10 protein-coding genes are annotated in these 14,782 nt (G+C 59.4%); 7 read left to right on the top strand and 3 right to left on the bottom strand.

Annotation, left to right across the window (positions count from 1 at the left end; all coding sequences use genetic code 11):
* Window positions 1-33: 33 nt before the first annotated feature.
* A complete protein-coding gene (locus tag AC4PS7_RS03940) occupies window positions 34-855 on the top strand; it encodes an HDOD domain-containing protein (protein ID WP_021491036.1) in 822 nt (273 codons plus the stop codon).
* On the opposite strand, the gene AC4PS7_RS03935 is transcribed toward AC4PS7_RS03940, so the two are convergent.
* Window positions 856-2,241: a sensor histidine kinase gene (locus tag AC4PS7_RS03935; protein WP_010212218.1), complete on the bottom strand. Its 1,386-nt coding sequence runs from the start codon at window positions 2,239-2,241 to the stop codon at window positions 856-858.
* Entirely contained in the window at window positions 2,234-2,905 is a 672-nt protein-coding gene (locus AC4PS7_RS03930; protein WP_010212220.1) for a response regulator, read from the bottom strand. The genes AC4PS7_RS03935 and AC4PS7_RS03930 overlap by 8 nt, the downstream gene beginning before the upstream one ends.
* A gap of 234 nt (window positions 2,906-3,139) precedes the next feature.
* Here AC4PS7_RS03930 and AC4PS7_RS03925 point away from each other — a divergent pair, with 234 nt between their 5' ends.
* From AC4PS7_RS03925 to AC4PS7_RS03900, 6 genes are all read left to right on the top strand, one after another.
* A complete protein-coding gene (locus AC4PS7_RS03925) occupies window positions 3,140-4,432 on the top strand; it encodes an OprD family porin (RefSeq protein ID WP_010212222.1) in 1,293 nt (430 codons plus the stop codon).
* Between the two features lie 33 nt (window positions 4,433-4,465).
* Window positions 4,466-5,449, top strand: coding sequence for a Bug family tripartite tricarboxylate transporter substrate binding protein (locus AC4PS7_RS03920; RefSeq protein ID WP_010212225.1), 984 nt, complete (start codon window positions 4,466-4,468; stop codon window positions 5,447-5,449).
* A gap of 164 nt (window positions 5,450-5,613) precedes the next feature.
* The gene (locus AC4PS7_RS03915) at window positions 5,614-6,072 is read left to right on the top strand and encodes a tripartite tricarboxylate transporter TctB family protein (protein ID WP_010212226.1); all 459 of its coding nucleotides are present in this window, start codon (window positions 5,614-5,616) and stop codon (window positions 6,070-6,072) included.
* 1 nt (window position 6,073) lies between these two features.
* Window positions 6,074-7,588: a tripartite tricarboxylate transporter permease gene (locus AC4PS7_RS03910; RefSeq protein ID WP_010212228.1), complete on the top strand. Its 1,515-nt coding sequence runs from the start codon at window positions 6,074-6,076 to the stop codon at window positions 7,586-7,588.
* Entirely contained in the window at window positions 7,581-8,609 is a 1,029-nt protein-coding gene (locus AC4PS7_RS03905; RefSeq protein WP_010212230.1) for an AbrB family transcriptional regulator, read from the top strand. The genes AC4PS7_RS03910 and AC4PS7_RS03905 overlap by 8 nt, the downstream gene beginning before the upstream one ends.
* 169 nt (window positions 8,610-8,778) lie before the next feature.
* Window positions 8,779-11,940 (top strand): hypothetical protein, encoded by a 3,162-nt coding sequence (locus tag AC4PS7_RS03900; RefSeq protein ID WP_045791213.1) that lies wholly within the window; start codon window positions 8,779-8,781, stop codon window positions 11,938-11,940.
* A gap of 525 nt (window positions 11,941-12,465) precedes the next feature.
* Here the strand turns inward: AC4PS7_RS03900 and AC4PS7_RS03895 are convergent.
* Entirely contained in the window at window positions 12,466-14,757 is a 2,292-nt protein-coding gene (locus AC4PS7_RS03895) for an autotransporter outer membrane beta-barrel domain-containing protein (protein WP_031290462.1), read from the bottom strand.
* Between the last annotated feature and the right edge of the window lie 25 nt (window positions 14,758-14,782).

The raw sequence follows: 14,782 nt of genomic DNA, 5'->3' as shown, positions 1-14,782 counted from the left end.
CCGTACCTTTTTGCAACACCCTAGAGAGCATGAATGAACACGCTGGCGGAAAAAGTCCAACAGGCTTTAGTGAGGGCCATCGACAACGATGAGCTGGTTCTGCCGACATTGCCGGAAGTGGCCCTGAATATTCGCCAGGCCGCCGAGGACCCGGAGATCAGCATCAGCCACTTGAGCAAAGTGATCGGTCGCGACACCGCGCTGTCGGCGCGCCTGATCAAAGTGGTCAACAGCCCGTTGTTGCGCGCCACCCAGGAAGTCACCGACCTGCACACCGCCATCACCCGGCTGGGCACCAACTACAGCAGCAACCTGGCAATCGGCCTGGTGATGGAGCAAATTTTCCACGCCCGCTCCGACGTGGTCGAACAAAAGATGCGTGATGTATGGCGCCGCAGCCTGGAAGTGGCGGGCGTCAGTTACGCCCTGTGCCGCAGCCACAGCCAGCTCAAGCCAGACCAGGCGGCACTCGGCGGCCTGGTGCATCAGATCGGCGTATTGCCGATCCTGACGTACGCCGAGGACCACTACGAGTTGCTCGCAGACCCGGTCAGCCTCAACCATGTCATCGAGAGCATCCACCCGTTACTGGGCGACAAACTGTTGGGAGTCTGGGACTTCCCGGAAATGCTGGCGAAACTGCCCGGCCAATACCTGGACCTGGAACGCGACTCGCCCAAGCTCGACTACATCGACCTGGTGCAGATCGCCGTGTTGTATTGCCATCGCGGCACCGATCATCCCTTGGCCAGCGTACCGGTCTCGACCTTGCCGGCGCTCAAGAAACTGCGGGTCGACCCCTACAGCGATGCGTTGCGCGCCGAGCTGGATGAAGCCCGCTCGATGTTCTACTGATCAACCCGCGATAAAACTCACCCGCACCTTCAAGCCGGCCTGCTCGCCATCGTGCAGGCTGATCTGGGCCAAGTGCGCCCGACAAATCTCACCGACAATCGCCAACCCCAGGCCAGACCCCATCCCCTGCTGGCTGCGACGGTAGAAGCGCTCGAAAACGCGGTCCCGCTCATCCAGCGGGATCCCAGGGCCATCGTCCTCCACTTCCAACACGGCGGGCGCCGTCACCCGCAGGATCACATTGCCCCCCGGAGACGTGTGAGCCAGTGCGTTATCCACCAGGTTGCTCAGCAACTCATTCAATAAGGTTGGCTCACCGCGCAGCCACACGGGCTCGTCGGCCTCCAACGCCAGCGCCACGCCGCGCGCGTGGGCCAACGGGGCCATGGCCATACCCAGCTCCCGCGCCAACTGGCTGAGGTCCAGCAATTGCGCGCCGCCTTCGGCAATCGCGCGGGCACCGTTTTCAATGCGTGCCAGCGACAACAACTGATTGGCCAGATGCGTCAGGCGGTCAGTGCCCTGGGCTGCGGTTTCCAGGGTGCTGCGCCAAGTAGCGGGATCCTCGGCGCGCAACCCCAGCTCCAGCCGGGCCTTGAGGGCCGCCAGCGGGGTACGCAGTTCATGGGCTGCATCGGCGATGAACTGCGCTTGACGTTCGAATTGGCCGCGCAGGCGCTCGGTGAAATGGTTGAGGGAGCGCACCAGCGGCCCAAACTCATGCTGCACTTCCACCAAGGGCAATGGCCGCAAGTCGTCTGGCTGACGTTCTTCTACCGCCGTGCGCAGGCGCTCCAGCGGGCGCAACGCGGCACTGACGGCAAACCACACCAACAACAATGCGCCGACCGCAAGCATCCCCAGGCGCAGCAACGTGTCCGCCATCAGACTGCGGGCCATGCTCACCCGCGCTTCATCGGTTTCAGCGACACGGATCTCCGCCATGCCGTTCATATTCGGTTCGGAGACCGCCTTGAGCAGGCTCACCACCCGCACCTGCTGGCCCTGGTACATGGCGTCATAGAAGCGTGCCAGCGCCGGATAGTCATCGGTACGCGGCGTGCCAGGCGGCGGGCCGGGGAGGTTTTCGTAGCCAGAGATCAGCTTCTGGTGGATGTCATTGACCTGGTAATAAATGCGCCCGGCGCTGTCGTAGGCGAACGTATCCAGGGCCACATACGGAACGTTCGCACTCAAGGTGCCATCCACCTGGGTCAAGCCGGCGGCAATGGTGCGCGCCGAGGCCAGCAGCGTGCGGTCGTACGCGGTGTCGGCGGCCTCGCGGCCGTTCCAGTAGGCGCTCATGCCGCTGGCGAGCATCAACAGCACCAGCAACAGCGCCAGGTTCCACAGCAGGCGCCAACGCAGGCTGCTGGGCTTATGCATCGCGGGCTTCCAGCAAGTAGCCGAGGCCGCGGAAGGTCACGATGGCGATGGGCTGGCCATCGAGTTTCTTGCGCAGGCGGTGCACGTAGATTTCGATGGCATCGGGGCTGGCTTCTTCGTCCAGGCCGAACACTTGGGAAGCCAGCTGCTCCTTGCTCATCACCCGCCCCGGCCGTGCAATCAGCGCCTCAAGCACTGCTTGCTCACGGGAGGTCAGCGTCATCAGCTCGCCGCCCACGGTGAAACGCCGGGTGTCGAGGTCATAGACCAACACGCCGCAGGCCTGCTGGCGCTCGCCGCCCAACACACTGCGCCGCAACAGTGCCTTGACCCGCGCCTCCAACTCCGTGAGTTCGAAAGGTTTGGCGAGGTAATCGTCGGCGCCAAGATTGAGGCCGTGCACACGGTCCTTCACATCACTGCGCGCGGTCAGCATCAACACCGGAAGATTTTTTCCACGGGCGCGCAAACGTGCGAGCACCTCGAAACCGTCCATGCGTGGCAACCCCACATCGAGGATCGCCGCCGCGTACTCCTCGCTGCTCAGGGCCAGGTCCGCCGCCACTCCATCGTGCAGCACGTCAACGGTCAAACCCGTGCTCTTGAGCGCTTGCGCGACGCTTTCGGCAAGTTGCAGATGGTCTTCAACCAGCAAGACACGCATGGATTTCTACCTCGTTCAGGGGTGGTCGGCGCCACGCTTTGGCGGGCAGTTTACAGGCGCCGCCTGCCCTGTGAAGCCCGAAAACATTGAAAGGCCGTTGAAAGGTTAGTGAAAGCTTCGCCCTTTAGCATCCAGCTACGTTGGTCTATGCCCGCCGAGCGACCTCAACGTCGCGCCCGAAAAACGCCTCGAAGCGTTTTCGCCAAAATAAGAACAATAACGGAGTACACAACGATGCTGTCGACACAGCCCCAGGCCTCCTCGCCTGTTCGTTTTTCTCGTCTGACCCAGACCGCCCTCGCCAGTGCTGCTACGCTTGCCGGCTTTTCGCCGCTTAGCCAGGCTGCCTTCTTCGAAGACAGTAGCGCGACCCTGGAAACCCGCAACATGTACTTCAACCGCGATTTCCGCGACGGCACCAGTGCGCAGCAATCCAAGCGCGACGAATGGGCCCAGGGCTTCATGCTCAATCTGCAATCGGGCTACACCGACGGCACCGTCGGCTTTGGTGTGGACGCGCTGGGCATGCTCGGGGTCAAGCTCGACTCCAGCCCCGACCGCACCGGCACCGGCCTATTGCCCACCCATGACGACGGCCGTGCCGCCGACGAGTACTCCAAGCTGGGCCTGACCGGCAAAGTGAAGATCTCGGCCACCGAGCTGAAAATCGGCTCGCTGATTCCCGAATTGCCGATCCTCAAGCCCAACGACGGGCGCATCCTGCCGCAGACCTTCAATGGCGGCCTGATCACCTCGAAAGAATTCAAGAACCTGGTATTCACCGGTGGGCGCCTGGACAAAGCCAAGGACCGTGACGACACCAATTACGAAGACATCGCCCTCAACAACAAGAACAGCCGCTTCGTCAGCGGCGCCACCGGCAAGCACTTCAACTTCGGCGGCGCGGACTACCAGTTCGCTGACAAGATCACCGGCAGCTACCACTTCGCCCAGCTGGATGACGTGTACCGCCAGCACTTCCTCGGCCTGGTGGCCTCGCGCCCGATGGGGCCTGGCACCTTCGGCACCGACCTGCGCCTGGCCATCAGCGATGATACCGGCGCAGCACGCGGCGGCAAGATCGACAACACCTCCCTCAACGGTCTGTTCAGCTATGCCCTCAATGGCCATAAGCTCAGTGCCGGTTACCAGCACATGTCCGGCGACAGCGCCTTCCCGTATGTGGATGGCAGCGACCCGTACCTGGTCAACTTCGTACAGATCAACGACTTTGCCGGCGCCGAAGAGCGTTCCTGGCAGGCGCGCTACGACTTCGACTTCGCCAAGCTGGGCATCCCCGGCCTGAGCTTCATGAGCCGTTACCTCTCGGGTGACAACATCAAGCTCAAGAACGGCGAGACTGGCAAGGAGTGGGAACGCAACAGCGAGATCAAGTACGTGGTGCAAACCGGCACGTTCAAGGATGTGGCGGTGCGCCTGCGCAACGCCACCTACCGTTCCAACTACTCCGCCCGTGATGCGGATGAAATGCGCTTGCTGGTCAGCTATAGCGTTGCGCTCTGGTAGTAACCCCTCATAACAACAAAGACGGAGATAACCATGACCCCTTCACTGCGTAAATTAGCCCTCGCCGCCGGCTGCATGCTGTTCGCCGGCCAACTGTTGGCCGCCGATGAACCCAAGCGCCCGGAATGCATCGCCCCCGCCTCGCCTGGCGGTGGTTTTGACCTGACCTGCAAACTGGCGCAAAGCGCGCTGGTCAACGAGAAACTGCTGAGCAAGCCAATGCGCGTGACCTACATGCCAGGTGGCGTGGGCGCAGTGGCCTACAACGCCGTAGTCGCCCAGCGCCCTGCCGATGCCGGTACGCTGGTGGCCTGGTCCAGCGGTTCGCTGTTGAACCTGGCCCAGGGCAAGTTCGGTCGCTTCGATGAAAGTGCCGTGCGCTGGTTGGCGGCGGTGGGCACCAGCTACGGGGCTATCGCCGTGAAAGCCGACTCGCCCTACAAGACCCTCGACGATCTGGTCAAAGCCTTGAAGAAAGATCCGGGCAGCGTCGTAATCGGTTCCGGCGGCACCGTCGGCAGCCAGGACTGGATGCAAACCGCGCTGATCGCCAAGGCGGCCGGGATCAACCCGCGTGAACTGCGTTACGTGGCACTCGAAGGCGGCGGCGAAATTGCCACGGCCCTGCTCGGTGGCCATATCCAGGTGGGCAGTACCGACATCTCCGACTCCATGCCGCACATCCTGAGCGGCGACATGCGCCTGCTGGCGGTGTTCTCCGAACAGCGCCTGGACGAGCCGGAAATGAAAGACATTCCGACTGCCAAGGAACAAGGCTACGACATCGTCTGGCCAGTGGTGCGCGGTTTCTACCTCGGGCCAAAAGTCAGCGATGCCGACTACGCCTGGTGGAAAGACGCGTTCGACAAGCTGCTGGCCTCCGACGAGTTCGCCAAGCTGCGTGACCAGCGCGAGCTGTTCCCGTTCGCCATGACCGGCCCGGAGCTGGACACCTACGTGAAGAAACAGGTGGCTGACTACAAAGTGCTGGCCAAAGAGTTCGGCCTGATCCAGTAATTGCCCCTCTGTAGGAGCGAGCTTGCTCGCGAAAAACGCAACGACACCGCGCTTATCCAGGCAGCACGCAGCCTCGTTGACGTTCTTCGTAAGCAAGCTCGCTCCTATAGCGTCGCCATATTCCGTAGCCGCGCCCCGTTCGGGGCGCGATCCAGGAGTTCCCTATGCTCTTACAACGCATTTTCGCCGCCGTGTTGCTGCTGGCTTGTGCCGGCCTCGCGCTGATGGCCTGGCCGTATCAAGCGTCGTTTTCCTACGAGCCGGTAGGACCTCGCGCCTACCCGCTGCTGATGCTCGGGCTGATGAGCCTGGCACTGATCTACATGCTGTTCCGCCCCCAGCCGACCAAGCACACGGAAGAAGAACCCGCGCTGGACCGCGAAACCCTGATCAAGATCGGCGTGTGCGTCGCGCTGTTGATCGTGTTTGCCGGCACCTTCGAACCCCTGGGTTTCATCCTCAGCAGCATGCTGATCGGCATCCCGATGGCGCGCCTGTATGGCGGCCGCTGGTTGCCCAGTGCAGTGATCGTCGGCCTGATGGCGATTGGTCTTTACCTGCTGTTCGATAAAGCCATGGATGTGCCGCTGCCCCTCGGCCTGCTCGACGTTCTGGAGAATTGATATGGATACTTTCGGCTACTTGGGCCAGGGCTTCGGCGTTGCACTGTCCCCTTACAACCTGGTGACCGCGCTGTGCGGCACCCTGATCGGCACCGTGGTCGGCCTATTGCCAGGCCTGGGCCCGATCAACGGCGTGGCGCTGTTGATCCCCATCGCCTTCGCCCTGGGCCTGCCACCCGAATCGGCGCTGATCCTACTGGCAGCCGTGTACTTGGGCTGTGAATACGGCGGCCGTATCAGCTCGATCCTGCTGAACATCCCGGGCGAAGCGTCCACCGTGATGACCACCCTTGACGGCTACCCAATGGCCCGCAAAGGCTTGGCTGGCGTGGCGCTGTCGTTGTCGGCGTGGAGTTCGTTCATCGGCGCGTTTATCGCCACCTGCGGCATGGTGCTGTTTGCGCCGTTGCTGGCCCAATGGGCGATTGCCTTCGGTCCGGCGGAATATTTCGTACTGATGGTGTTTGCGATTGTCTGTCTCGGCGGCATGGCCGGTGACAAACCCTTGAAGACGTTCGTGGCGGCGCTGATCGGCCTGTTCCTGTCGGCGGTCGGCATCGACGCCAACAGCGGCGTGTATCGCTTTACCGGGGATAACATCCACCTGACTGACGGCATCCAATTTGTGGTGCTGGTGCTGGGCCTGTTCTCCATCAGCGAGATCCTGTTGCTGCTGGAAAAAACCCACCGTGGCCAGGAAGCGGTCAAAGCCACCGGGCGCATGATGTTTAACTTGAAGGAAGCTGGCGCGGTGTTCGTCGTCAACATCCGCTGTGGGTTGCTTGGTTTCATCATGGGCGTATTGCCAGGTGCCGGTGCGACGCTGGCGTCAGCCGTTGCCTACATGACCGAAAAACGCCTGGCCGGTGCCAGCGGTAAATTCGGTCAGGGCGACATGCGCGGCCTCGCCGCTCCGGAAACCGCCATCGGCGCGTCCGCCTGCGGTGCCCTGGTGCCAATGCTGACCCTCGGCGTACCAGGTTCGGGCACCACGGCCGTGATGATCGGCGCACTGTCGCTGTACAACATCACCCCTGGCCCGCTGCTGTTCCAACAGCAACCGGACATCGTCTGGGGCCTGATCGCCTCGTTGTTCGTCGCCAACATCATGCTGGTGATCCTCAACATCCCGATGATCCGCATCTTCACCCGCATCCTTGCCGTGCCGAACTGGGCGCTGGTACCGGTGATCGCCATCATCACGGCGATTGGCGTGTACGCGGTTCACGCCACCACCTTCGACCTGTTCCTGATGGTCGGTATCGGCATCTTCGGCTACATCCTGCGCAAGCTCGATTTCCCGCTGTCGCCGGTGCTGCTGGGCTTTATCCTCGGTGGCTTGATGGAGCAGAACCTGCGTCGTGCGCTGTCGATTTCCAACGGTGACCTGCAGATCCTCTGGTCGAGCCCGATCACCTTTGGTGTGTGGGTACTGACCGCGCTGATGCTGGCCTTCCCGCTGATCCGCATCTACCGCAAACGTGCCTTGCAGCGTCGTGCCGTGGCCGATGTCTGAGGTCACCTTTAAACATTGGTGGGGAACACCGCTGGTCGGCCTGGCCGGCGGTTACCTGGCCAGCCTCGTCGGCTGGCCTTTGCCGTACATGGTCGGCTCATTGCTGGCGATCATCCTGGTGCGCTGCCTCACGCCGTGGCAGTTGGCGGAGATTCCCGGCGGGCGCAAATGCGGCCAATGGGTAGTGGGCATCGGCATCGGCCTGCACTTCACGCCGGTGGTGATCGAACAGGTGATGAGCCACTTCGGGCTGATCTTTTTCGGCGCACTGGTCACCAGTATGTCGAGCGTGGTTGGCGTGTGGTTGATGCGCCGCAGCGGTGAAGACCGCGCCACGGCGTTTTTCTCCAGCATGCCGGGCGGTTCCGGTGAGATGGTCAACCTCGGCGCACGCAATGGCGCCGTGCTCAGCCGTGTCGCGGCGGGGCAGAGTCTGCGCGTATTGGTGGTGGTGCTGTGTGTACCGGCGATCTTCAAGTATCTGCTGGAAGGCGGTACACCGCAGTTTCATCCGGCGCCCGTGAGCTGGCCGTGGCTGTTAGCGCTGTTTCCGATGGGCGCACTGGTCGCCTGGGGTTGGCAGCGTTTGCGTCAGCCGAACCCGTGGTTGTTCGGCCCCTTGCTGGTGAGCGCCACTGCCAGTGTGATCTGGGACCTGCATATCGGCCTGCCCGACGGCGGCAGCCAAATCGGCCAATGGTTGATCGGCAGCGGTCTGGGTTGCCACTTCAACCGGCAGTTCTTCCGTCGGGCACCGTCATTCATGGGTCGCACCCTGATCGGCACAGCCCTGACCATGGCGCTGGCGACATTGGCAGCGGTGGGCTTGAGTGCCTTGACCCACCTGGACCTGCGCTCGCTGACGTTGGGCATGATGCCGGGGGGGATTGCCGAGATGAGCCTGACCGCCGAGACGCTGCAGTTGTCCGTTCCCCTGGTGACGGCCATGCAGGTGATGCGTTTGTTGTTCGTCCTGTTCCTCGCCGAACCTCTGTTCCGGCACTGGAACCGTCAACCCTGACCCTCGGTAACGTGAGCGGCTCGCGTGCGGGCCGCTGCCGTTTGTCGGCACTGTCAATTCTCACAGCTGGTTGCTCCCCAGCTTCCGCGTTACACCTCTTCGCAACTACTCCCACTCAGTAAATGGGCCGTAGACATTGAGTTCCTCAATAACTGCAGAGGCTTCCACCATGGGTAACGACGAAGAGCTTTCCAAAAATCCAGACCAGCGTTTGATCAAGCTCTCAGAGGGGCGCTCACTGCTTACGCCTTACTCAAGCACGCCCCCCCTCAAAAAGACGCCATCGGTACAGCGTACGTTCATCGACCGTCGTTACTTGGTGCCGCCCCCGTCCGACCTGTCGCTCAACTCGACGCAAGCCTTCAAAAAGGTTCACCTCGAAGATTTGGTACTGTACATCCCTGCAAGTACCCGGCCGGTGCAAGGCTACGATGCAGGTATCAACCTCGTCGCAATCACCACGCATGAGGAGGGACTACTGATCGGCTTGCTGCCATTTCTGGAGGCGGCAGCCCTGGATTTCGTGGAGCTGTTCTGGGGCTCTCTGACCGACCCCGTCGCCTCCACCACCATCCAACAGCATGAAGTGGATAACGCTGAGGTGATTCCCCTGTTCGTACCGTCAAGTTCGATCACCGACGGTAATACCTATCCAGTGTTCTTCAGGGTGACACGCCTCGGCCAGGCGGTAGGAGAAACAAGAAAATTCGCACTGAAGGTCGATAAGGTGAAACCCGGCGGGGACAATCCGGACGGGGACAGATTTGTAAACACGAATCTGCTCAAGCCGATCATTCCCCAAGAATTTCTCGACTTTGGCGTTACAGAAGACGACGCCCAAAACTGCATAGAGATTCGCGTCCCCTACTACCCTGCCGATACCTCACTGTCACCCCGCACCTACCGGGCGGTGCGGGATGTTGTTCGCCTGAAAATCGGCGATGCATTATTCGAACACTCAGTGTCGCAGGAGGAACAGGGTAACCATGACGACATTGTTTTCAAGCTGTGCATTGAACATTGGCGCCAGATCGGCAGCGGCCATCACGTCGCTGAGTGGAACGTGATTGATGAATGCGGAAACTATTCCGACGGCTGGTCGGTCGCCGAATTCCTCCTGGTCTACCTGAACGATGGTTCAGAGCCATTGTTGCCCCATTGTTTCTTCAGTGAGGCTCCGGAAGACATCCTCGATCTCGACCACGTCGTTGGCGATTTCGTGAACATCGTCGTTCTAATCGCGAATAACGGCTACCAATTGGGCGACGTGATCAAGGTGACCCTCATCGGCAAGACGTTGCGTGGGCAAACGGTGAGGAAAACCTACAGCTCTGATCCACTGACATCCACCACGACGCGCCAGCTCAAAATTCCATGCCCGGTAAGCGACCTGATACCGTTGATCAAAGGTGAGGCTCGACTTAGCTATGAGCGAATTCGCTTTGGCGCGCAGAATAGAGGCTCACACCTCACGCCGGTCACTATTATCGGCACCGCCATTCCCGGCGGACTTCGCGCCCCGATTTTTCGCGAGGCTGTCGATGGAATACTGCCTGCCGATACCACCATCATCAACATCGACATCCTTAAATATGACGACCAGGACTACTTTGACCGCATCACGCTGAAGCTGTTGGGTCGCTACCCTAACGGCAAGTTTTACTACCACGAAGAATCCAAAAATGCAGGCGTAGGCAATGTGGTGTTCTCGATTATCAATGGCCCCGAGGGTGACATTGCCAAATTGGCAGGTGGCAGCCTGACTGCCTCTTATACCCGTCAGAATAGCGAGGGACCACTACCATCCCCGGACACAACAGTTAGTATCAGTGCCTCTACGGCTGTACTGCCAGAACCGCGAGTGCATGAGGCGCCACCGCCTGATTACGTGTTTGATTCGAACCAGTCCACCGGTGATGCCACCATTGAGGTCGACCCCCACAGCGACATCATCGAGGGGGATACGGTCATCCTGCATGCTGAAGGCTATGTGCCAGGTGGCAGCGCGCCGCCCCAACCCTTCTTTGTCTCAGACACTTGGAAAGACCGGCCACTGCCTTTCACGCTTAAGCGCCAGTACATCCTGCTCAATCAAAATATGAATATTTTCTACGAGCGCTCGCGTCCAGGCGTTGCACCACGCATCTCGAACACCGTGCACATGAGAGTCCTCGCTGCGCGCCATTTGCCCGCGCCTTTCGTTTATAACAGCACACCCGTGGACGACGAAAACGCGACTATCAACCCGGTCATTGCTGATAACACTGCGCAGGTGACGGTTCGCGTGCAATTTGCACCGATGTCTTCGAACGATCTCATCAAACTCGAACTGCAGGGCAACCCCGGTGCGACGCTACCGTCCATAGCACCTCAATACGGCAACCCAACTGCGGGTTTTGTCGATTTCAAATTCTCTAACAGCGTGATCGGCGACCACATTGGGAGCGTCCTGCGTCTTCAGTATCACGTCACAACCAATGGCATCACCGATGACTCAAGGGTACTGAACCTGCGCGTACTGGACTTCGATGAAGTACCCGGCGGCAATCCACTGCCGCAGCCAAGGCTCAATGGCCTGCCACCCGGCTCAAAAATAGACTTGAATGCGTTCAACACCGATTGCTGGGTGAGCCTGGCGCCCTGGACGTTAAGCCGCAAGGACCAACGGATCTGGCTCAAGCTCCATAGTGTTGGCGCAACCCCCTTGACACTGTTGAACGGCCATCTGATCGACCAGACCCAAGCCGACAACGGGATAGTGAATGAAAAGGCAATGCGCAGCTGGTTTACCGCACTGACGGATGAAAGCAAGGTGACGGTAAGTGCAGCCGTCACTTTCAATGGCGATACTAATGAACTGAACGCCAAACCCTTTCCGTCGAGCAACTACTTCATCCAAGCGCTTCGGTTCTATGATTTGACGGACTTTGAGTTATTAAGCTGGAATCAGTGGGTCAACATCGTCAGCAGTCTGGGCCTGATCAGAAACGTCAACAACAACAATTTCTGGTTTGTAAAACTCAACAATGGCAGCCCTATCACTCCCGGCGTCATTAAATCCTTTTTTATCAAAAGCGGTAAAACCTACGACTTGAGTTTCAAAATGAAGGTGGATTTGAACCCCTATCAACCCTTTGTTTACATGGAGTTCGGCACTCAGTCAGAACATTTCCTGCATAACAATCCCGGAGTATGGACCTCACACTCCCGGACCTTTGCATTGCCTGCCGGGGTTCCGTCTCAGTTCTTGCCTATACGCATCTATTTCAAGAGTGGTTTCTCAGGGGCCGAGTTTTCACTGGATGATATTTTGGTTGTGGAGCGGCCATAGACTCATTGTTCAAGACCGGTGCCGGGTGGTGACATTGCTACCCGACACCACCACTTTTGATGCAATAAAAAAGCCTCTCTACCGTCAGGAAGAGAGGCTCGCTGATTTGTTATTTTCTGGGTACACACTTTTTCAGAGTGTCATCAAAATCTTGTCCAGCCGGGCACTGCATCGGGTATTTTATCCATCGATTGATATTGACGTGGTATATACACCGATAATACCAACCGGGCGATACGCTTTTGAAATAGCCGGCGCTAGTGCAAGCTGGATCACCCCCCGGGTACTCACTCGAAATCGTCTCGGTAGGGCCGCTGGAACAAGCGGCGAGCAGTACAGCAACACCTGCCGCCAGTAATACCTTGGGGACGGTACGCATAACTTTTTTACTTGTAAGACGCTGCATGGGAATCTCCTGATAAGGAATGCCCATCCAGTTAGCCCCCAAAAAAACAAACCGCCTACTGTCAGATTTGACAGGTTGGCGGTTTGCCCGACGAACGGAGAGTCCTGCACCGGCAACGTTTAGAACGCGTAGCGCAGCCCCACATTCACCCCCAGGGGTTGCTTGATGTTCTTGCCCACGCTCCGCTCCAGGTCCGCATGCATGCTCAGGTTCTGCGACACCGACATCGCTACACCCGCTCCCAGCTTCAAGCGTGAGCCCGACAGGTCGTTGTTGAACGAGTTATCGTTGACGAACACTTTGTTGCTCTGGTCGAACTCATGGGCGACCGCAGCTTTCAAGTAGGGCTGCAGCACGCCGCCGCTGTCGAGTTGGATGTTATTGCCGGCAGTGACGCCCAACTCACCGATCACCGAACTCGAACGGTCCCCCTTGGCTTCCAGGCCGTTATCCAGTGTGTAACTCTGGGCCTGGGTGATCACCGCCGCCAATTGGCCGTAGGGCTCGACGAAATAGCCATCATCCAGCGTGATGTGACGACCGAATTCGGCCGAAGCGCCCATGGCATTTTGCGTGTAGTTGCCCTTGCTCTTCTTGCCGTCGCTCATGGCCACGTTGGACTCATTGTGGAGGCGGTTGAACTTGAGCACGCCGTCGAAGTAAAAGCCGCTTTCGCTGTCCAGCCACGTTGCATAGCCGCCCACATAGTAACTGTTGATGGTGGCCTTGCTGCCCAGGTTCAGGTCCAGGTCCGATTGGCTGTGGCCGGCCATTGCACCGATCAGCCACTGCCCATCGCCGGCCTCCAGCGGTGCATCCGCTCCCAGGGTGAAACCGCGCTGACTCTGGTTGTAACCCAGACCAGTCTTGTCGTTGGACACTTCATACTTGTTGCCATAGGCACGAGTCCACAAACCCGCGGTCTGGCCGCCGTTGAAACGCAGTTCGCCCATGCGCGTCCGCAGGTTGGTCATTTCCCCCAACAGCACACTCGGCGCCGCATTGAACAACGCCAACACTGAGTTGGTGCTCGGGCTGATGACCTTGCTATCCGGGTCCAGGTACCAATCGTGATTCTGGTTATCCGCCGTCAGGTCGTAAGAATAGGTACCGCGGTCGACCCGACCACCCACCAGGCTGAAATTCGCCACACCGTCGGCGGTGTGCACCATGTGCAGGCGCTCGTTCAACGGGTCGGCCCCCGTGGCCGCGAGCAGCAACTGATGGTGACCGGCAGACGTGCCCGTTACATTCAGGAAGTCGCCGGTCAGCGAGCCGAAATCCGCCTTCATGATGAACGTACCGCCGGTGCCGGACAGGTTGGCCACGTCCAGCTTATAGAAGGCTCCGGACTCGCCGAACTTGACGTTACCGCCATTCATCGACAATGCGTTGAGGGCCTGTTGGCCATCCACCATCACCCAGGTGGCGTCGCTGTTGACCGACAGTTTGTCGACATTGTCCAGGCGCCCGGTCAGTACCGAGCCATTGTTCAGACCCACGTTGGCGCTGCCGCCGCTGTTGACGATGTCGCCGTTCATGAAGGCGACATCCAGGTTCAGGTCCAGAGCGCTGTCTTTGCCCACCTGGATATTGCCGTCGAGCGCACTGTTATTCACGCGCATGTTGGCCGAGCCACCACCGCTCAGTTCCAGCATATTGCCGTTCTTGCCGCTCAAGGATGAACCATTGGTTACATCAATTTCGGCCATGATCGGGCTCAACACTGAGATTGCCGGGCCGCCAAGCCCCTCGACGCGTGAACCGTCCAGGGTCAAGTGAGGAGACTCAATGGCCGTCGAACTCTCACGTGCCATGACGACACCGGTTGTCGCCCCCGTGATTTCACTGTTCCTGGCAATGGCTGCGCCCCCCAACAGCCTCAGACCCTGCTGGCTGCTGCCGGTCACCTTGGAGTCATTCAACTCCAACAGACTATGGGAAGTAACGTTGGCGCCGTAAGTCGCACCGGTAATTTCACTCCTGCTGACTTGAGCGTGAGAGCCGATGGTGGTGCCTGGTTGGTGAGCAACGTTCAAGCCGCCACTGGTGTAGCTGGTCACACTCGCGTCGGTGATCGTGGCGTTCGATTCACTCAGTGCGACAGCTGCCTGGAATCTGTGCGTCGAGGTCACCGTAGCCGACTTAATGGTCAGTGTAGAGCCGTTGGTCGCCTGTATTTCTTGAACGATGGCATTGTCGTGGATGTTGAGGGCCGCATTATTCTGCGCGATATAGGCCAGCGCACCTGACCCGGGATAGACGTCAAGTTGGCCGGTGCCAACATTGCCGTCCACGGTGACAGCCGATAGCGCATGTTCACTCAAAAGATACAGTGGCCCGACAGCCATGAGTTTTATAGTTGTGAATAAACGCGAATAACGAAAATGATGGGGATTAATAGATTTCATGCTTTGTAGCCTCAGAAGTAAATAC

The organism is Pseudomonas sp. DW-iso3, assembly GCF_058725305.1.
This window is presented reverse-complemented; position numbering and strand designations above follow the sequence as displayed.